Here is an 18185-nt window from a genome sequence, read left to right on the forward strand (position 1 = left end):
CGGGTACCGCGATCGAAGATCACCGCAGGTACCGCGGCCGGCCGGCGTCGCTCTCGTGGTGGAGCCGGTCCAGAGCGGTCACGTAGTAGGTCTGCGACTCCGGGGCGCCGGGGTCGGTGAACGCCGTCGTGCCGCCGCCGCTGCGCACGGTTCCCACCATGGTGCGCGGGTCCGCGAGGTCGCACACCTGCTCCTCCGCGGGTTCGCCGTCGAACCGGTACACCGCGTAGTAGGCCGTCTCGCTGTCCGGCGCCGCCTCGATCGTCAGCTCGACGCCCTCGCTGGTGCGCGTGGCGCCGACGATCGCCGGAGGAGGCGGAGCCGAGCCGCCCAGGTCCTCCTTGACCGGCACCAGGGCCGGGTGCGAGTAGTGCTCGTCGACCAGGACCCGCCGCGCCTGCGCGGCGTTCGTCCTGAGGGAGTCGGCGCTGAAGTACACGTCGCCGTCGACCCGCGGATGGTTCTGGTTGAAGGTGAGATGCCTGCTCAGCTCCGCCGGATTCTGCCACGCTCCCGGTTGCTCGCCTACCTTGTAGGCGGCTTGCCCGATGTAGAGGTGCACGTCGGTGCCGTCGACGAGGTCGGCCCACCACGGGACGAGCGCCGCGTAGTCGGCGAGATCGTGCCCGATCTCCCAGTAGACCTGCGGGTTGATGTAGTCTAGCCAGCCCTCCAGCACCCACTTCCGGCTGTCGGCGTAGATCCGGTCGTAGGACTCGAAACCGTCGGTGCGTGAGCCGTTCGGGTCGGTGCGGGCGTTGCGCCAGATACCGAAGGGGCTGATCCCGAACTTCACGTGCGGCGCGGCCTCCTCGATCCGCTCGTTCATCTCCTTGACCAGCAGGTCCACGTTGTTGCGGCGCCAGTCGTGGATGTTGTCGAAGCCGCCGCCGTACCGGGCGTAGGTGTCCCTGTCCGGCAGCCCCTGGCCCTCCGCGGGGTAGGGGTAGAAGTAGTCGTCGAAATGCACCCCGTCCATGTCGTAGTTCTCGACCGCGTGCATCATCGCGTCCTGCACGAAGGAGCGGACCTTCGGGATGCCCGGGTTGTAGTAGAGGCGGCCGCCGTACTCGAAGACCCAGTGGCGGTTCTTCCGGGCCGGATGCCCCTCGGCCAGCCGGTTGATGTTGTCGTGCATCGCGACCCGGTACGGGTTGAACCACCCGTGGAACTCCAGGTTCCGCTTGTGCGCCTCGGAGACGGCGAACTCCAGCGGGTCGTACCCGGGATCGGCGCCCTGCCTGCCGGTGAGCCACTGCGACCACGGTTCGTGCGGGGAGGGCCAGAAGGCGTCGGCGGTCGGGCGGATCTGCACGAAGACCGCGTTCAGGCCGTAGGAGGCCGCTTCGTCGTAGAGCCGGACGAGTTCCGCCTTCTGTTTCTCGGGTGAGAGCCCCGGTTCGGACGGCCAGTCGATGTTGTACACGCTGGAGATCCACGTCGCGCGCATCTGCCGCTTGTCGGGCGCACCGGAGACCGGAGCGCAGTTGCTCGGGTCGGGCGCCGCGGGGGCCGCCTGCGCGGGGGCCGCGGTGAGCAGCGACCCGGTGAACAGCACGGCCAGCACACCGGAAACAGCGGGGAACAGGGAGCGGCGAAGACCGGCGGGCCGGAATCCCGGAGAAGAACGGAAGTCCGGGCGCGGGATGTCTCCTGGTTTTCGGTGGTTTCTCATGGCGAGGTTTCCTCCCGGTCGTGGGATCGCGGTGTAGGGAGGGGAACGGAGTGGCGACAGGACTCGGAATGAAAATTTTCTTCGATATGTCAGCGAAAGTAAAACATCTCCTTCGGGAGATGGGGTGTGTCGGGTTTCCGTGCGGCTGGTCAGGGCGTTCCGTGGCTGATCGCGCTATCGGGGCAAGTCGGGTGATCAGGGGATACAGCGATAAAAAGGGAAATATGGGAACAGGTGGAAACGGTTGTTCAAGGGTGGCGTGGGTGAATCCCTGCGCCGGTTGTTCCGTTCCATGCTGCGCGGTGCCCGCGGTGGGAAAGGCGCTGTGTGCGCGGCCGTGGCACAAGGGGCGCGCGGGGAATGGAATTCTTTTTTGAAAAGATTTTGGTTCCGATTTGGAGGATACGGATTTTCCGCCTTCAGCGGTGCTCCCCGCGCGGCAGCGCGGCCACGAGGGCACCGTCCGGTGCGAGTACAACGGCGGCGGTGAACGCGAGCGGGAACCTCTCGGTAAGCGCGTGCGGCGGCCCCGGCGGCCCCGGCGGCTTCGGTGCGGCCGGCGGCGTCAGGACCGGCCGAGGAGCTCCAGGCTGCGCCGCCGCAGTTCGGCGCGGGCACCGGGATCGGGCCGCGCCGGGCGGTTCACCCGACGGTGATCTCCGCGGGGGCGGAGAACCCCATCTCCCCATTGCTGTCGATCACGGTGAGGGTGAGGTAGTAGGCCCCGGGCTCCTCGTAGCGGTGTGTCACGCTCTCGCCTTCGTCGATCTCGCCGTCGTCGAATTCCCAGAGATAGATTTCCAGGCTCCCGTCGCCCTTTGTCGAGCCCGAGGCGTCAGCGGTGATCGCAGCGCCGTCCTGGTGGAGGTCCATGTGCGTCCGCGGCGGGCGGTGGGGCTGCGCGGGCTGCCGGCTCCTCGCGGACACCGGCAGCACCGGCTCCGCGTCGAGCTGCGACCGGATGGCGTCGGCATTGGCGGCGTATCCGAACCGGGTGGGGTGGAACGCGTTCGGGTCGAACCGGATGCCGTTGAGGTAGTCCTCGTTGCTGGCCGGGTTGCAGAGCTCGTGGCCCTCCGAGGCGTCGTAGAGGTCGACCGGGCGGGTCCCCGTGCTCCGCGCCGCTCCTTCGATCGCGTTGTTCATGCGCCGAATCCAGTTGTTGATCCACAGCTGGTCGCTCACCCGGATGTTGTTGCACCGCGGCTGGAAGAGGATGCTCGACCAGTCCGATCCGCCGTCCACCGGGAAGAACCGTGGGTAAGTGATGGCGGCCACGGTGGCCGAGTCCGGGTCAACCTCGGCCCGGATGTCGGTGTAGAGCGTCTCGAAGCCGTTCAGCCCGGTTTCGGGGGCCGCCGCGGTCACCTCGTCGAACTTCTCCTGGACCTGGTCGTCGTAGCGCGAGGCGCAGGAGCTCCAGACCCAGCCGTAGAGGATGCAGTCCCTGAGGACGTCGGAGTATCCGAGATCGTTCCCGCCGACCCCGACGGTCACGTGCGTGATCTCCTCGCCGCCCCGGCGGACGGCGTCCATCTGCGGCGGCTCGCCGTGCTGTCCGGCGTAGAGGTCGTCGATGTCGGCGCTCCTGCAGGCGACGAAGTCCAGTTTGCCGGGGACGGAACCGTCCTTGTTCAGCAGGTTCACATGCGACAGCGGCGAACGCAGGCACTCGCCGCTTTCTTCGTCGAATTCCCCGGTGCCGACGCCGGACTGGAAGGAGTCGCCCATGGCGACCCACCGCGCCTGCTGGAGGGCGCCGGCGCTCTCCTCGGAGGCGGCGGCAGCCGGTGCTGCCAGGGGGAACAGAACGAGACCTGCGGTAATGGCCGCGGCGGGGGAGAGGCGTCTCGCTTTCGACATGAGCACTCCGCGGTCTTTATTTGTGTGGGGAATCCCATTCTGAGAGGAGAGCGCTCGAAATCACCAGCGGAGGGCGTGACCACAAACCGCCACGTTAGGGGGATTGTTTTACTGTGGAGTAATGTGTTATCTATATGATTCTTACCGGTGGGGTGGTGTTTCCTTGCTTTCCCTGCCGCGGTGCGAAACACGGCTGCCGCCGGTGCCGCGGGGCTCTCCGGTTCGGGGCGGGTGCGGCCGGACGCCGCCGCGGCTACGGCGGCTGACTCCCGCCTCTGTCCGGCACCGATCCCGCCGGGGCGCTCACCGGTTCGAACGGGCGGTGCTCAGGAGGCGGACCGGGATGAGCGCTGGTCGCGGGCGTTGGCGACCGCCTTCTCCAGATCGTTCCGGTTCATCTTGGAGCGGCCCGGGATACCCAGGCCGGTCGCCATGCGGGCCAGTTCCTTCTTGGGCAGCTCCGACAGCGGTGCCTCGCCCAGGTACTGCGACCCCGGAGCCGAGGCGCGGGGCCTCTCCCCGCCCTTCCTGCCTTTCAGGCTCGCCCGTAGTGCGCTGCCCAGCTCGACGACGTTCTCCTCGCTCTTGGGCTGGGTTTGCTCGGCGCGGCGCAGCACACGGCGCTGCCCGGAGCGCTTGGCCTGGATGAGCTCTCCCAGCCGCTCCTGGTAGTCGTCGGTGTAGGCGTCCGGCTTCCACTCGTCGCCCATGGAGTCGATGAGCTCGTTGGCGAGCTCCAGCTCCTGGCCGTCGACCTCTTCCTCCTCGTCCGGGAGGGCGGGCAGGGTCTCCTCGGGGTCGCGGATCTCGTCGTCCCACCACATCGTGCTCAGTGTCAGCACTCCGCGCTGGGGCCCGATGGTCACGAGGTGCTGGCGGTCGCGCATCACCAGGGTGGCCACCCCGATCCGGTCGGCCTGCTCCAGCGCCCTGCGGAGCAGCTTGTACGGTTTCGCCGCCGCCTTGGACCCGGGGGCGAGGTAGTAGGTGGTGTCGTACCACAGCGGCTCGACGTGGTCGGCGGGGACGAACTTGGAGATCTCCATCTCCCGGGAACGGCCCGGAACGATGGACTCCAGCTCCTCCGACTCCAGCGTCACGTAGGTGTCGTCGTCGGTTTCGGCCCCCATGACGATCTTGTCGCGGGGGACCTCCTGGCCGGTCCGTTCGTTGATCCGCCGGAACCGGATCCGGTCGGACGTGCCCCGCTCGAACTGGTGCAGGCTCGTTCCGTGGCGTGTGCGCGCGACGAACACCTGCACGGGGATGCTGACCAGCCCGAACGAGAGCGTCCCCTGCCAAACCGGTGCCGCCATGACATCCACCTCCCCCTTTTGTCCACGTTACCCCATGAAACTCCAGGTCAAGCAGGGGAGTTCTGGCCGGTGCAGTGCTACAGGGAGCACGCCCGGGCGGAAAGAGGGTCCAATGGCGGGAGAGGACCGTCGCGGCCTCAGCCTGCTCGGGGGCTCCACGGTCGCCTGGAGCCAACGCGCGGGTGGTGAGTCCCTCCCGTGCCAGCTCCGCGGCCCGCGAGGCCAGGTCGGGAGGGCGTCGGCCAGCTTGTTCAGGACACGTTGGAGTCGATCGCGAGCGGCCGCGTACTCGGCGGGGTAATCGGCGGTGACCGCCTCGGTGTGGTGGGCGGGGGTGAGGTCCACGAGATCGTCGAGCAGGTCGACGGGGGCCACCTCGGCCTGCTGGCTGCTCGCCGCCTCCAGCGAACCGTCGAGGTCCGCCCGGGTGAGGTCGGTCATCCGCACGTGGGTGGCAGCATCCGACGGTGTGGTGGGCCGCCACAGTAGCCACAGGTGCACGGGTTGGGCGTGGGCGGTCGACATCCCGGCGGGCAGCGCGATGACCTCGGTGAGCAGGCCGCGCCGAACCAGGTCGGCGCGGATCGGCGCCCGGTGCGGCGGTAGGCGGCCGAGGCGGACATGACCACCGCTGCTCTCGCGCGGTCGGGAAGGAAGATTCGACCGGTCGATCTTGACGATGCCGGTGTTTCAACCCTGTTAGCGTTAAGATCGCAAAGACCATTGGCTGCCAAGGCATCGTAGTCGTCCTTGGGTGCAACGATCCCATCATCACCAGGATGCCCGTTCCGTTCAGAAACACCTGTGGATTGATTCGGATGTCATGACGTATTTCCGAGGTTCTCGTTCGAGATTGTCAATGATCGGATCTTTTTCGTGTTCTCTTCCGCTGGAAGCGTTCGGCGGTCGCCTTTCAGTCATGGATCGGTGGGTGCCTTGATGTTATTCTCCGGCTGCTGATTCAAGCAGGGCGGGAGACTTCCGATGGCCGGAACGAAATGGGAATCAGACCCTACGGCAGAGCTTTTGTGTCGCTGGGGTAAGTCTCCCCATGATCGGGGAGATACCTCCGGGGACGGCAGTTGCCCGGATATCTGGAGCTCGACAACGGTGACATAGCCGTTATCGGACAGGATCTCACCACGAGCTGCCGACACCGCCTTCCGCAAGGCGTGTCCATCGATCCGGGCGAAAGAATGGTCATAATTCCACGATCTGCGGTCCTCGCAGCGAAGGCGGATATACCGGATGATTGAGGCGCTGAGGAACAGTACGGGAGAACGGCTGGATCTCGCCGATTACTGGGCCGACTTCGAGAAGCGGTTCTGGGAGACCGGGAAACCGGGATTCTGGAAGCTGGAGCGTCAGCAAACCTTCAAGGAACCCAACGAACCCAGTTGGCGCGTCTTCGCGGCGGGCGACTGGGATGAGTGCATTCGTCTGGTCCAGGAGAAACGAAGCGAGTTCAGCAACTACTACCAGCGGATCGCCGATTCGGGATTCATCAACCGCCGGGTTCGCGTCGTCGAGAGACCGATCACCGCGTATCTCCAATGGGAGTTGCACGTCCTGGCGCTGCGGCACGAATACGGCGGCTTGACCAGGGTCGTCGAGGCGCCGCGGATCGCCGCTCTTGAGGAGCAGGGCCCCCTTCCGGAGATCTACACACTGGGCACCGACGTGATGTACGAAGCGGTCTACGACCGGGACGGGGTACTGGAGGCGGCCAACCGCTTCACGGACCGGACGTTGATCATCGAGTGTCAGCGTTTCATCGAGCGCCTCTACAACGCTGGTGAGCCGCTGGATGAGTTCTTCGCCCGGGATGTCGCACGCCTGGAGTCTCCGGTCGGGCAGTGAGGTCCGAACGATCATGGATCGGAGTGAAGGCGACGACCGGCCTCAGCACGTGAACCAGTCCGAACCGGCCGGCTTGGCTGACATCGCGCAGGCCAGAGATGTCCACGGAGGTGTGCATTTCCACGGCGCGCGCCCGTCCGGCGAACTACCGCTGCAACAGTTGCCTGCCGATATCAGACATTTCATCGATCGCCGGGCCGAGCTGGATGATCTCGACGGGGTGCTCTCCGGCGATACGGGCGAGACCCTCGTGGTGATCACAGGTACGGCCGGCGTCGGCAAGACCTCGCTTGCGCTGCGCTGGGCGCACCGGGTTCGGCGGCGCTTTCCCGACGGCCAGTTGTACGTCAACCTCAAGGGCTATGACCCCGGCACGCCGATGACGCCCGAACAGGCTCTCGACCGGTTCCTGCGAGCACTCGGCGTCAGCCCCGCCGCGATCCCCGCCGATGCCGAGGAACGAGCGGCGTTGTTCCGCTCCTACCTTGCCGATCGACGGATACTGCTCGTCCTCGACAACGCGGCGACGGGTAGCCAGGTGCGGCCGCTCCTCCCAGGGACGGCGAGCTGCCTCGTGATAGTCACGAGTCGGAACAGGCTCTCCGGTCTCGTAGCCAGGGACGGGGGCCGGCGCCTCACACTCGGCATCCTGCCCGGCTCGGACGCGGTGGCGCTGCTGAAGCTCGTCACGGCCGACTACAGAGGTGGCGACACCCCCGAGCAGTTGCAGGAACTGGCGTCGTTGTGCGCCCGCCTTCCACTCGCGTTGCGCATCGCCGCCGAGCGTGCCGCGAGCCGGCCGTTCATGCCGTTGGTCGAGCTCATCCGGGATCTCCGCGACGAGTCGGCGCTCTGGGATGCGCTGACCGCCGGGGACGACGAGGAGGCGGACGCGGTGCGCACCGTCTTCGCCTGGTCCTATTGTGCGCTGGCTGACGACGCCGCCCGACTGTTCCGTCTCCTGGGGTTGCATCCCGGCCCCGACTTCGACTCCGCCGCCGGCGCGCTCCTGGGTAGAACCGACCGTATCCGGCACCTGCTCGATGTCCTGGTCGGTGCCAACCTCCTCGAACAGACTGGCCCCGATCGGTATCAGTTGCACGACCTGCTCCGCGCCTACGCGACCGACCAGGTCCGCCACCTCGAAACCGAGGCCCGACGCCACGCGGCACTGCGCCGCGTCCTCAACTGGTACCTGCACACGGCCGACTCCGCGCTGGCGACGCTCATGCCGTTCAACCGGACGGTCGCCATCACCGAGCCGCTCGAGTCCGCGCCGCTGCGGTTCCCGACGGAGACGGCCGCGGGCACGTGGTTCGAGGCCGAACGCGAGAACCTGGTGGCGGCCACAAGGGCCGCGGGCGAGAACGGTTTGCACCAGACGGCCTGGCAGCTCGCGGCTGTGCTCCGCGGCGTCCTCATGCATCAGAACGCGTTCGAGGATTGGATCGCCACCGGACGCGTTGGCCTGGCGGCGGCCCGCGCGGCGCAGAACCGGTACGGCGAATCGGAGGTGCCGGAGAGCCTCGGCAAGGCGTACTTCCAGGCGCGCCGTCTGGCCGAAGCGGAGGAGTGCCATCTCGCCACGCTGGAGATACGCCGAGAGATCGGCAACCGGTTCGGCGAGGCCGTCTCGACGAACGCCCTCGGCCTGTTGGGTTTGCGGCATCGGCGCCTCGACGATTCCGTTACCTACTTCGGGCAGAGCCTGGCGATCTTTCGCGAACTCGGCAACCCTCGGTGGGAGGCGCTGCTGTCGAGCAACCTCGGCGAGACGCTGTACGAGTTCGGACACCTCCACGAAGCGGTGGACCATCTCGACCAGGCGCTCGCCATCCAACGGGAAATCGGCGACCGTGCGCAGGAAGGGAACTCGCTGTTCTTCCTGAGCATGGCGCAGCGCGAACTCGGGCAGACCACGGAAGCGCTCCGTTCGATCGAATCCGCACTGGACATCGCCTATGACGAGCAGAACTCGGTCTGGCTCGCCCACTGGTTCGTGGCGTACGCGCGGGTGCTTCGCGCTATCGGCCGGCCGGCCGAAGCCTTGGGACCGCTCCAGCGGACCGCGGTGATACAACGAACGCTCGGCGACCAGAGCCGTGAGGCGATGGCTCTCGACTGCACCGGCGAGACGTACCGGGAACTGGGCCAACCGGAAGAGGCGGTCAAGTTCCACCTGCAGGCCGCCAAGGCCCACCGTGAACTGGGCGACCTGTGGCACCTCGCTGTCGCGCTCGACCACCTGGCGTCCGCCCTCGCCGATACGGGAAGGCCGGAGGACGCCCTGCGGCACTGGGAGGAAGCGAGCGCCCTGCTGACCCGGTTCCCCGACCCGCGCGCCACGGCCGTGCGAGATCGCGTCAGTGCCGCGCTCCACGGAGCGTGAATTCGGTCGATCTTGTAGTTGGCGGGGTCTCACCTGGGGTTCTGGCCCCACTGACGTCGAGATCGGTGAGGGTTAGAGGTGCCGTCTCTTGGCGGCGTCGAGGAAGGCACGCCACTCGGCTAAGGGGAAGACCAGTGCGCCGCGGTCCCGGTGTCTGGTGTCGCGGATGGCGGCGCCTGCTTCCCAGTTGGCCACCTCGACGCAGGCTGCCTCGCTCTGCGAGTAGCTGGACTTTCGGAAAAACACATGGGAGGGGATCGGTGAGTTCGAGGGAAGCACGCTGTTATTCCTTTTCTTCGCCTTCCCCACCGAGAGGTGGGGGAGGGAATCGCCCCCGCATATCGCCAGAAGTAACCGTCATCTGCGCACCGGGAGGTGCGTCGCGAGTAAAGTACCGAAATCGGGCGGCGGGACCAATCGGTTTTTGGGGCAATGGTCCGGTGACCGGAGTGCGCGCCACCGCCCGAACAATGGAAAACATCAGCGGAATCGCGGGCGATCCGTGCGCTGACATCCTCGGACTACACTCTGGTGCGTGCAGACGTTCCTGCCGTACCCGGATTTCACCGCGACGGCGTACGTGCTTGATGCCCGGCGTCTCGGCAAGCAGCGGGTGGAAGCACTGCAGGTCCTTCGCGCGCTGACGGTCGCCGGGTACGGCTGGCGCGGCCATCCGGCGGCGGGCATGTGGCTCGGCTACGAGGAGGCCTTGGCCCGGTACGGCCTGACCGTGTGCGATGTGTGGCGCTCGGCCGGACGGGCCGACACCTGCGCGGCGACCATCCGCGCGGACCTGGAGGCGGCGACCCGGGTCACCGCGGTGCGGTCCCAGGAGGAAATGGCCGAAGCGGGTGAGCTTCCGCCGTGGCTCGGCGATCAGGAATTCCACCGCAGCCATCAGTCCGCGCTGCTGCGAAAGGATCCCGGATACTACGGCCGGTTCTTCCCCGGTGTTCCGGACGACCTGCCCTATGTGTGGCCCGTGTCCGACCGCACTGCCCGATCGGGGATTTTCCGCGCCCCTGATCCGTAATGGGCGATCCGGGGTCGAACTCTCCTGTTGGAGAACCGGGGCCGCCGGTTCCCGGCGCGGCTCCCTGCTCCCGGGGCGGGCGGAGGACCGCCCCGGGAGCGGCTTTCAGGAGTTTCGGTGCGCTTCCGGTGCGCCTCCCCCGCGCACCCGGGTGAGCACCTCCATGGTGCGCCCGCGGCGGCCCCAGGCGACCACCAGGCTAAGCACCAGCAGGACCAGGGCCGCCACCGGCGGGGCGTCCAGGACGAAGACGTCGAACACCGCGGCGCCGACCATCACACCGGCCAGCCCGAGAGCGGCCAGTCCGCTGAGCAGCGGGATCAGTAGTCCGATGGCGCCGAGCACCTCCAGGGCGCCGGTCAGGTAGCGGAACCAGTCCCCGAAGCCGATGGTGTCGAACAACTCAACCATCTCCTCCGTGCCGGCGAGCTTGGCGCCGCCGCTGAAGGCGAACCCCGCCGCCAGCAGGGCCTGGACGACCCACAGCGCGATGCTGCCCGCCCGTCCCGGTGCCGCGGCGGCGCGTCCGCCCGCCTCGGCCGTCCCTTGCGTTTCCATGCCGCCCTCCGATGTTCGATCAGTGATGCTACGCAGAACAATAGTACGCGCAGCAACTATTGTCGAAGCAGAAGGTGTAGTGGGGAGTGAGAGGTCGGTAGGCTGGACGCATGAGCAACGCTGCGGGGCCGACCGAGCAATGCAATGACCCGCGGATCACCGCCCTGGGCCTACTCGTCGATGTCCGCACCGGCGTGACCGCCCGGCTCGCCCCGGTCTTCGAGGCGCACGGCATCTCCGAAAACGACTTCGACGCGGTACTGCGTATCGCCCGGAGCTGCGACAACGCGTTGCGCATGTCCGATCTGGCCCGGCAGGCGGGAGCCTCGACGAGCGGGATGACCAGGGTCGTGGACCGGCTGGAGCGCCGGGGGCTGGTGGTCCGCGAGCCGCACCCCACCGACCGCCGGGTGCTCTACGTCCGGCTCACCCGGGAGGGGCTTGACAAGACCGGCGCGATGCTGCCGGACCTGCTCGCCGCGATCGACCACTGGTTCACCGGCCGACTTCCCGCCGAGCATCTCGACCAGCTTCTCGCCGGCCTGCGCGTCGTACGCGACGTCGTCCTGCCCGAAGCGGAGGAAGCCGAACGAGGGAACCGCGCCGCCGCGGTGACCGAGACGTCCTCTCCATAGACGCAGCGGTGACGCCCCCGTCCCCGCCCCGGGTCGGGGACGCCACCGCTCATATGGGGAGAGCCATGGACACGGAATTCAGGGAGGATCCCGCCCATCGCGCATCCACAAGCCAAGTGTGAAACCGACCGGATGGTATGTCAATGGTATTCTCATCGAATACGTTGATATACGTTGCCGGCGGCCGGGGTCACCGTGATGGCGGGCCGGTGCGTTGAGCTCGAAGAGACAGGAGGAGCGATGGGCGAGGCGAACCCTCCGGGGCTGGATCTGGAGCGGCTCCGGAATCACCTGGAGTCCGAACGGCCCGGGCTGGTGCGGGGGGAGCTGACCGCGGAGCTCATCGCCGGAGGCCGCTCGAACCTCACCTATGCCGTCACCGATGGCCACAGCCGCTGGGCCGTGCGCCGCCCTCCGCTGGGGCACGTGCTGCCGACAGCGCATGACATGGGCCGCGAGTACCGCGTCATCTCGGCGCTGGCGGGGACGGGCGTCCCGGTGCCGCCCACCGTGCTGCTGTGCGACGACCCCGACGTGATCGGGGCCCGGTTCTATGTGATGGACTTCATCGACGGCACGCCCTTCCGCGAGGCCGGCCGGCTCGCCGAACTCGGCCCGCAACGCACCCGCGAGGTCGTCGCGTCGCTGGTCGAAACGCTCGTCGAGCTGCACGCCGTGTCTCCGGAGAGCGTCGGGCTCGGCGACTTCGGCCGCCCCGAAGCTTCCTGGAGCGCCAGCTGCGCCGTTGGGGCAAGCAGCTCGACGCCTCGCGCAGCCGCGACCTTCCCGGCATCGACGACCTGCACGACCGCCTCGCCTCGGCGATGCCCGCCTCGCCCGCCCCGACGATCGTGCACGGCGACTACCGGCTCGACAACGTGCTGGTCGACGAGCAGGACCGGATCACCGCCGTCCTCGACTGGGAGATGTCGACGCTGGGCGACCCGCTCACCGACCTGGCGCTCATCGTCGCCTACAGCAGCCGCGACCTGCCCACCTTCGCGGGCGTCAGCAACGCGCACGAAGCCCCCGGCTTTCCCGGGACCGACGAGATCGTCGCCCGCTACGCCAAGGGGTCGGGCCGCGACGTCTCGGCGCTGCCCTGGTACGCGGGCTTCGCGTTCTTCAAGCTCGCCGTGATCCTGGAGGGCATCCACTACCGCTACAGCCAGGGCCAGACGGTCGGGGACGACTTCGACCGGATCGGCGACGCCGTCCCCCTTCTCATCTCCGCCGGCCTCGCCCACCTCGATAGGGCCTGACCGGCTAGGCGCGCGGCTCCTCCCCGCTCAGGTGCGTCCGGCCGTGCGGCTCCTCGAAGTCGAGGACCGGACCGGCCGGGACGATCCGCTTGGGGTTCAGCGTGCCGTGCGTGATGTAGTAGTGGCGCTTGATGTGGCCGAAGTCGGTGGTCTCGCGGAAGGCCGGGCGCTGGTAGAGGTCGCGGGTGTAGGCCCACAGGCGGGGGTGGTCCACCAGGCGCCTGATGTTGGTCTTGAAATGCGTGGCGTAGACCGCGTCGAACCGGGCCAGCGTCACCCACAGCCGGACGTCGGCCTCGGTGATGGCGTCGCCCAGCAGGTACCGCCGGGTGGCCAGCCGCTCCTCCAGGTCGTCGAGCGCGGCGAAGAGGTCGCGGACGGCTTCGTCGTAGGCCGCCTGGGTGGGCGCGAACCCGCAGCGGTACACGCCGTTGTTGACGTCGCGGTAGATCCGGTCGTTCAGCTCGTCGATCTCCGACCGCATACTCTCGGGGTAGAGGTCGACGCCGTGCCGGGCCCAGGCGTCGAAGCGTGCGTTCAGGTCCACGGTGATATCGGGAAAGTGGTTGCTGACGATCCGGCGGGTGCGGGTATCCCAGAGCACCGGCACGGAGATGTGCCCGTCGAACCCCGGTTCGGTCGCCTCGTAAGCCTCGCGCAGCAGGGCGAAGTGCTCCACCTCGTCGGGGCCGTGCCTCTCGCCGTCGCGGAACGCCCAGCCGCGGCCGTCGCGGACCGGATCGACGATACCCACGGAGACGGCGTCCTCCAGTCCTTTGAGCTTGCGGACGATCAGGCTGCGCTGCGCCCACGGGCAGGCATAGGAGGCGTAGATGTGGTACCGGCCGGCCTCGGCGGGGAAGTCCTCCGAGCCGATCCGGCCGCGGAACGGGTAGGGCGGACGCTCGAACGCTGTTCCGCTCGGCTTGGTCAGGGACGAACCGTAGTCGCCGTAGTGCTCGAAGTCGACGGGCGTCGCGGTGGTGACGGTTGCCATGGCGCTCTCTCTCCGGGCCGCGGACGTCTTTCCTCCCGGGCTCCTGAACCTCGGGCGGCTGTTCCCTCTCTACCCGCTGGAGCAGCGCCGACGCCTGAACTGCCGGGCGACGGGCGGGGACGATGGCGGAGGGCGACGGGCGTGCGGCGCCGTAAAGGACCTCTCGATTCCAATACCACCTGGTAGGTCGATACGCTGCTGTGCGTTCTGACATCGTCTTTTCCGCGCTTAGCAGCGCATACGGAGGTGCCCCACATATGTCCCGCTCGGCATTGGTCACCGGCGGTAGCCGGGGAATCGGTCTGGCCATCGCTCGGGAGCTCGCCGCGGCCGGGGACGACGTCGCCGTGACCTACCGCTCGGGAGAACCGCCGAAGGGGCTGCTCGGCGTCTCCTGCGACATCACCGACACGGCCAGGTGGATGCGGCGTTCAAACAGGTCGAGGACGAGCAGGGCCCGGTGGAGGTGCTGGTCGCCAACGCGGGGATCACCAAGGACCAGCTGCTCGCGCTGATGAGCGAAGAGGACTTCGCCTCGGTCCTGGACACCAACCTCACCGGCGCGTTCCGGGTCGCCAAGCGCGCCGTCAAGGGCATGATGCGCAAGCGCACCGGCCGGATCGTTCTCATCTCCTCCGTGGTCGGCATGCTCGGCTCGGGAGGCCAGACCAACTACGCCGCCTCCAAGGCCGGTCTGATCGGGTTCGGCCGCTCCCTCGCCCGCGAGTTGGGGTCCCGCGGTATCACGGTGAACATCGTCACGCCCGGGTTCATCGAGACCGAGATGACCGCGGAGCTGCCAGAGGAACGCCAGGCCGAGATCAAGAAGAACGTTCCGCTGGGCCGTTACGGGTCGACCGAGGAGATCGCCAAGACGGTGCGCTTCCTGACCAGCCCGGACGCCGGCTACATCACGGGTGCCGTCATCCCCGTCGACGGCGGCCTCGGGATGGGCCACTAGAGCTCCGCATCCCCCACGCCAGCAGGCGAACAAGCAGAACAGGACTGAAGACGCAATGGGAATTCTTGAGGGCAAGCGCATCCTGGTGACCGGGGTGATTACCGACAGCTCGATCGCCTACCACGTGGCCCGCCTCTGCCAGGAGCAGGGCGCCACGGTGGTGCTCACCGGGTACGGCCGGTTGAGCCTCGTCCAGCGCATCGCCCAGCGGCTCCCCGACACCCCGCCGGTGCTGGAGCTCGACGTCACCAGCGAGGAGGACCTCGCCAGCCTCGCCGACCGGATCCGCGAACACGTCGACGGTATCGACGGCATCGTGCACTCCATCGGCTTCACTCCCCAGGAGGCACTGGGCGGCAACTTCCTCAACACCAAGTGGGAGGACGTCGCCACGGCCCTGCACACGTCGGCGTTCTCGCTGAAGTCGCTCACCGCCGCGGTGCTGCCGCTGATGAAGGACGGCGGTTCGGTGGTGGCGATGGACTTCGACAACAGTGTGTCCTACCCCATCTACGACTGGATGGCGTCGCCAAGTCCGGCCTGACCTCCACGGCCCGCTACCTCGCCCGTTACCTCGGTGAGCAGAAGGTGCGGGTCAATCTGGTCTCCGCCGGCCCGCTGCGCACGATGGCGGCGCGCAGCATCCCCGGTTTCGAGGAGCTGGCCGACGCCTGGCCGCAGCGCGCCCCGCTCGGCTGGGACACCGCGGACCCCGAGCCCGCGGCCCGCGCCGTGGTCGCGCTGCTCTCCGACTGGTTCCCGGCCACCACGGGTGAGGTCGTGCACGTCGACGGGGGCTTCCACTCGACAGGGGCATAGGCTGGTCCCGCGGGCGTCCCCGTACGGGGACGCCGCGGGCACGCCGAGGGAGCCGTAGGACGGGGAGGAGCCGCGGAGATGGATCTCGGACTGGACGGCGCCAAGGTCGTGGTCACCGGCGCGAGCCGCGGAATCGGCAGGGCGATCGCGCGGACCTTCGCCGAGGAAGGGGCCGACCTCGCGATCTGCGCCCGCTCGCCCGAACCGCTGAAACACGCCGCCGAAGAGCTGCGCGCGAGCGGGGTGGCGGTGCTGGCCGAGGCACTCGACGTCGCCGACACCGAGGCCCTGCGCGGCTTCGTCGACCGGGCGGCCGAGGACCTCGGCGGGATCGATGCCGTGGTCTCCAACGTCTCCGGTGGCAGTGCGGCGACCCCGGACCAGTGGGAGCGCGGTTTTCGGACCGACGTCATGCCCTTCGTTCGGATGGCCGAGTACGCCGAGCCCCACTTGGCCGCGTCCCAGCGCGGCGGCGCCATCGTGCTCATCTCCACCACCTCCGCGCTGCACGCCGGGGCGCCCCCGTCCGGACCGAAGGCCTACGGCGCGTACAAGGCCGCCCTCAACCACTACGCGGCCGGGCTCGCCCGCACCCTGCCGGAGAAGGGGGTCCGGGTGAACACGGTCTCGCCCGGCCCCGTCGAGTTCGAAGGTGGCGGCTGGGCCCGGCGCAGGGAGAGCGACCCGGAGTTCTACGAGCGGATCCGATCCAGGATTCCCTTCGGCCGCCTGGGCCGCCCCGAGGAGGTCGCCCGGGCCGTCGTCTTTCTGGGCAGCCCGGCCGCGAGCTACATCACCGGGACCAACGTGGTCGTCGACGGCGGCTTCGTGGACCAGATCTAGCGCCCGGAACGTGCGTCCGGATCCCGTGTCCAGCGGACCGGGTGTCTTCACTCACCGTATTTCCACGCTTTCGCAAAGACGGCGTTTTCTCCGGCGCGCGGGGTGGAACGCGGCCCCGACCTCCGATATCCAGGCCGGAAGCTGCGATGAACGCGTCGGAGGAGGTGTCGGGGGTGGCTGATGCTGGAATCTATCCGGTAAAGGTCGACGGGGACCTCGATCCGGGGTTGCGGCGCTGGGTGTGGCTGGTCAAGTGGATCCTGGCGATCCCGCACTACGTCGTGCTGTTCTTCCTGTGGATCGCGTTCGCCGTCCTGACCATTGTCGTCTTCTTCGCGATCCTGATCACCGGCCGCTATCCCGAGCCGATCTTCCGGTTCAACGTCGGCGTTCTGCGGTGGAGCTGGCGGGTGCGCTACTACGCCTATTCCGCGCTGGGCACGGACCGCTACCCGCCGTTCACCATCGCCGAGCGCGGTAACTACCCCGCGCGGTTCGAGGTGGACTACCCCGAGCGGCTCTCGCGCGGCCTGGTGCTCGTCAAGTGGTGGCTGCTGGCCCTCCCGCACTACGTCGTCGTGAGTATCTTCGTCGGCAGCGGCCCTTACCTGCTGTACCTGGGCTATCCCTGGCGAGACGGCGGCGAACCGGACGGGGCGGGGACCTACTACAACTGGAGCCTCATCTACGTGCTGGTCCTGTTCGCCGCGGTCGTCCTGCTGTTCGCCGGGTTCTATCCGCGGGGGATCTTCGACTTCGTCCTCGGGATGAACCGGTGGCGGCTGCGCGTCTCGGCCTACGCCGCCCTGATGACCGACCACTACCCGCCGTTCCGGCTCGATCCCGGAGGCGCGGATCCGGCCCGGCGCGGCCCGCCGCGGGAAGGCCCGCCGGACGCGGGAACGATGCCCTACGTACCGACCTGACCCCGAACCGGTGACCGGGTCACCCCTCGCGCAGCACCTCGACCAGGCGGGTCTGCCGCTCGATGGCGGCGGTGCGCCGCACGGCCTGCGCGAGATCGGGGCCCGCGGCGTGCACGACGGACAGGTGCCGCCGGGCGCGGGTGATCGCGGTGTACACCTGGGGCCGGGAGCCCTTGGTCTCGGGCGGGAACACGGCGATGACCGCGGGCCAGAGGCCGCCGTGGGAGTCGGCGACCGTGATGGCCCCCCCCGGCCGCAGGTGCGCGGGGTCGGCCACGGTGGCCGTCGTTCCGTCCGCGAGCCCCACGCGCACCCCGGTGTCGTCGGCCCCCTCCAATCGGCCGACGTCGCCCGCCGAGTAGCCGGGACCGTCGGCGGTCAGCAGGACGCGGTCGCCGGGATCAAGTCCCCGGTATGTCCCGGGGCCGGGGTTGAGCCGCTCCTTGCAGGCGGTGTTGAGCGCGTCGGCGCCGGAATCACCAGCGCGGGTGGCGGCCACGACCTGTACCTGCCCGGCGGGAACCCCCAGGGCGCGCGGGATGGAGTCGGTGATCAGCTGCACCGTGCGGTGCGCCGCCTCGGCGCCGGACGAGGCCGGAACCACGACCACCTCGCGGCCGGGCGCCTCGACCTGCCCCAGCTCGCCTCCGGCGACCAGGCCGGAGAGCCGGACCAGCGGGCCGGGCTCCGCGGCGGGGGGGAGTTCGGCGACCGCGACCGTGCGCGAGGCGATCACATCCCGCACGACCTGCCCGGGAGAGGCGGAAGGCGCCTGGGCGGGGTCGGCGACCAGGACGAGATGGGTGTCGTCGGCGCAGGCGTCGACCAGGACCGCGGCGCGCTCCACGTCCAGCGCCATGGCTTCGGGAACGATCACGAGCCCCGCCTCAATGGGGCGTGCCGCGCCCCGCTCGAACACCCCGGGGGCGCGGCACTCCAGGAGTCGGCTCAGCGGGACGACCTCGACCCCGGGGGCGGCCCCGCCGCTCAGATCGGCCAGCTCGGCGTTGAGGGCCGCCGCGGCCTGGGCGGTGGGGGCGGCCACGGC

General features: G+C 68.6%; 15 protein-coding genes and 3 pseudogenes. 10 read left to right on the forward strand and 8 right to left on the reverse strand.

Annotated features, from left to right (window positions below; translation table 11 throughout):
- Positions 1–19 precede the first annotated feature (19 nt).
- From VS93_RS18355 to VS93_RS18375, 4 genes are all read right to left on the reverse strand, one after another.
- A complete protein-coding gene (locus VS93_RS18355; protein WP_082126997.1) occupies positions 20–1675 on the reverse strand; it encodes a glycoside hydrolase family 10 protein in 1656 nt (551 codons plus the stop codon).
- Positions 1676–2317: 642 nt separating this feature from the next.
- Positions 2318–3538, reverse strand: a complete 1221-nt coding sequence (locus VS93_RS18365) for a PKD domain-containing protein (protein WP_046471134.1) — start codon at positions 3536–3538, stop codon at positions 2318–2320.
- 326 nt (positions 3539–3864) lie between these two features.
- On the reverse strand, positions 3865–4854 hold the full coding sequence (ku, locus tag VS93_RS18370; protein ID WP_046471150.1) for a non-homologous end joining protein Ku: 990 nt from the start codon (positions 4852–4854) through the stop codon (positions 3865–3867).
- Positions 4855–4881: 27 nt separating this feature from the next.
- Positions 4882–5379: a hypothetical protein gene (locus VS93_RS18375; protein ID WP_046471135.1), complete on the reverse strand. Its 498-nt coding sequence runs from the start codon at positions 5377–5379 to the stop codon at positions 4882–4884.
- Between the two features lie 723 nt (positions 5380–6102).
- Between VS93_RS18375 and VS93_RS18380 the strand changes: the two genes are divergently transcribed.
- Entirely contained in the window at positions 6103–6714 is a 612-nt protein-coding gene (locus VS93_RS18380) for a DUF6879 family protein (RefSeq protein WP_046471136.1), read from the forward strand.
- 13 nt (positions 6715–6727) lie between these two features.
- Complete coding sequence (locus VS93_RS18385) at positions 6728–9103, forward strand: ATP-binding protein (protein WP_046471151.1); 2376 nt, start codon at positions 6728–6730, stop codon at positions 9101–9103.
- Between the two features lie 72 nt (positions 9104–9175).
- Here VS93_RS18385 and VS93_RS18390 read toward each other — a convergent pair whose 3' ends face one another.
- Positions 9176–9382 (reverse strand): DUF397 domain-containing protein, encoded by a 207-nt coding sequence (locus VS93_RS18390; protein ID WP_046471137.1) that lies wholly within the window; start codon positions 9380–9382, stop codon positions 9176–9178.
- Positions 9383–9638: 256 nt separating this feature from the next.
- Between VS93_RS18390 and VS93_RS18395 the strand changes: the two genes are divergently transcribed.
- Positions 9639–10136 (forward strand): MSMEG_6728 family protein, encoded by a 498-nt coding sequence (locus VS93_RS18395; RefSeq protein ID WP_046471138.1) that lies wholly within the window; start codon positions 9639–9641, stop codon positions 10134–10136.
- A 105-nt stretch (positions 10137–10241) separates the two neighbouring features.
- Here the strand turns inward: VS93_RS18395 and VS93_RS18400 are convergent, their stop codons facing one another.
- Positions 10242–10694 carry a DoxX family protein gene (locus VS93_RS18400; protein ID WP_046471139.1) on the reverse strand — a complete coding sequence of 151 codons (453 nt, stop codon included), beginning with the start codon at positions 10692–10694 and terminating at the stop codon, positions 10242–10244.
- 110 nt (positions 10695–10804) lie between these two features.
- Here VS93_RS18400 and VS93_RS18405 point away from each other — a divergent pair, with 110 nt between their 5' ends.
- From VS93_RS18405 to VS93_RS18410, 3 genes and pseudogenes are all read left to right on the forward strand, one after another.
- On the forward strand, positions 10805–11329 hold the full coding sequence (locus tag VS93_RS18405; protein WP_046471140.1) for a MarR family winged helix-turn-helix transcriptional regulator: 525 nt from the start codon (positions 10805–10807) through the stop codon (positions 11327–11329).
- Positions 11330–11569: 240 nt separating this feature from the next.
- Positions 11570–11845, forward strand: a pseudogene (locus tag VS93_RS33075) (phosphotransferase); the annotation flags it as partial.
- Positions 11846–11847: 2 nt separating this feature from the next.
- Entirely contained in the window at positions 11848–12591 is a 744-nt protein-coding gene (locus tag VS93_RS18410; RefSeq protein WP_338022766.1) for a phosphotransferase family protein, read from the forward strand.
- Between the two features lie 4 nt (positions 12592–12595).
- On the opposite strand, the gene VS93_RS18415 is transcribed toward VS93_RS18410, so the two are convergent.
- Positions 12596–13588 (reverse strand): glutathione S-transferase family protein, encoded by a 993-nt coding sequence (locus VS93_RS18415; protein WP_052745846.1) that lies wholly within the window; start codon positions 13586–13588, stop codon positions 12596–12598.
- Positions 13589–13845: 257 nt separating this feature from the next.
- Between VS93_RS18415 and fabG the strand changes: the two are divergent.
- The 4 genes and pseudogenes from fabG to VS93_RS18435 all read left to right on the forward strand — a co-directional run bounded on the left by fabG (position 13846) and on the right by VS93_RS18435 (position 17137).
- Positions 13846–14549, forward strand: a pseudogene (gene fabG / locus VS93_RS18420) (3-oxoacyl-[acyl-carrier-protein] reductase).
- Between the two features lie 55 nt (positions 14550–14604).
- Positions 14605–15368: pseudogene (gene fabI / locus VS93_RS18425) on the forward strand (enoyl-ACP reductase FabI).
- Positions 15369–15446: 78 nt separating this feature from the next.
- Entirely contained in the window at positions 15447–16211 is a 765-nt protein-coding gene (locus VS93_RS18430; protein ID WP_046471141.1) for an SDR family NAD(P)-dependent oxidoreductase, read from the forward strand.
- 173 nt (positions 16212–16384) lie between these two features.
- On the forward strand, positions 16385–17137 hold the full coding sequence (locus VS93_RS18435) for a DUF4389 domain-containing protein (RefSeq protein WP_046471153.1): 753 nt from the start codon (positions 16385–16387) through the stop codon (positions 17135–17137).
- 19 nt (positions 17138–17156) lie between these two features.
- On the opposite strand, the gene VS93_RS18440 is transcribed toward VS93_RS18435, so the two are convergent.
- Positions 17157–18185: ATP-dependent DNA helicase (locus VS93_RS18440; protein WP_046471154.1), on the reverse strand; the 1029-nt coding region annotated here is incomplete at its 5' end.

It is taken from the genome of Allosalinactinospora lopnorensis (assembly GCF_000981225.1).
GTDB classification, from domain to species: Bacteria; Actinomycetota; Actinomycetes; order Streptosporangiales; family Streptosporangiaceae; genus Allosalinactinospora; species Allosalinactinospora lopnorensis.

Excerpts from the sequence above, each read along its gene's own strand:
- VS93_RS18355 (WP_082126997.1), bottom strand. The coding sequence starts at position 1,675 with ATGAGAAACCACCGAAAACCAGGAGACATCCCGCGCCCGGACTTCCGT.
- VS93_RS18365 (WP_046471134.1), bottom strand. The coding sequence starts at position 3,538 with ATGTCGAAAGCGAGACGCCTCTCCCCCGCCGCGGCCATTACCGCAGGT.
- ku (WP_046471150.1), bottom strand. The coding sequence starts at position 4,854 with ATGGCGGCACCGGTTTGGCAGGGGACGCTCTCGTTCGGGCTGGTCAGC.
- VS93_RS18375 (WP_046471135.1), bottom strand. The coding sequence starts at position 5,379 with ATGTCGACCGCCCACGCCCAACCCGTGCACCTGTGGCTACTGTGGCGG.
- VS93_RS18380 (WP_046471136.1), top strand. The coding sequence starts at position 6,103 with ATGATTGAGGCGCTGAGGAACAGTACGGGAGAACGGCTGGATCTCGCC.
- VS93_RS18385 (WP_046471151.1), top strand. The coding sequence starts at position 6,728 with ATGGATCGGAGTGAAGGCGACGACCGGCCTCAGCACGTGAACCAGTCC.
- VS93_RS18400 (WP_046471139.1), bottom strand. The coding sequence starts at position 10,694 with ATGGAAACGCAAGGGACGGCCGAGGCGGGCGGACGCGCCGCCGCGGCA.
- VS93_RS18405 (WP_046471140.1), top strand. The coding sequence starts at position 10,805 with ATGAGCAACGCTGCGGGGCCGACCGAGCAATGCAATGACCCGCGGATC.
- VS93_RS18415 (WP_052745846.1), bottom strand. The coding sequence starts at position 13,588 with ATGGCAACCGTCACCACCGCGACGCCCGTCGACTTCGAGCACTACGGC.
- VS93_RS18430 (WP_046471141.1), top strand. The coding sequence starts at position 15,447 with ATGGATCTCGGACTGGACGGCGCCAAGGTCGTGGTCACCGGCGCGAGC.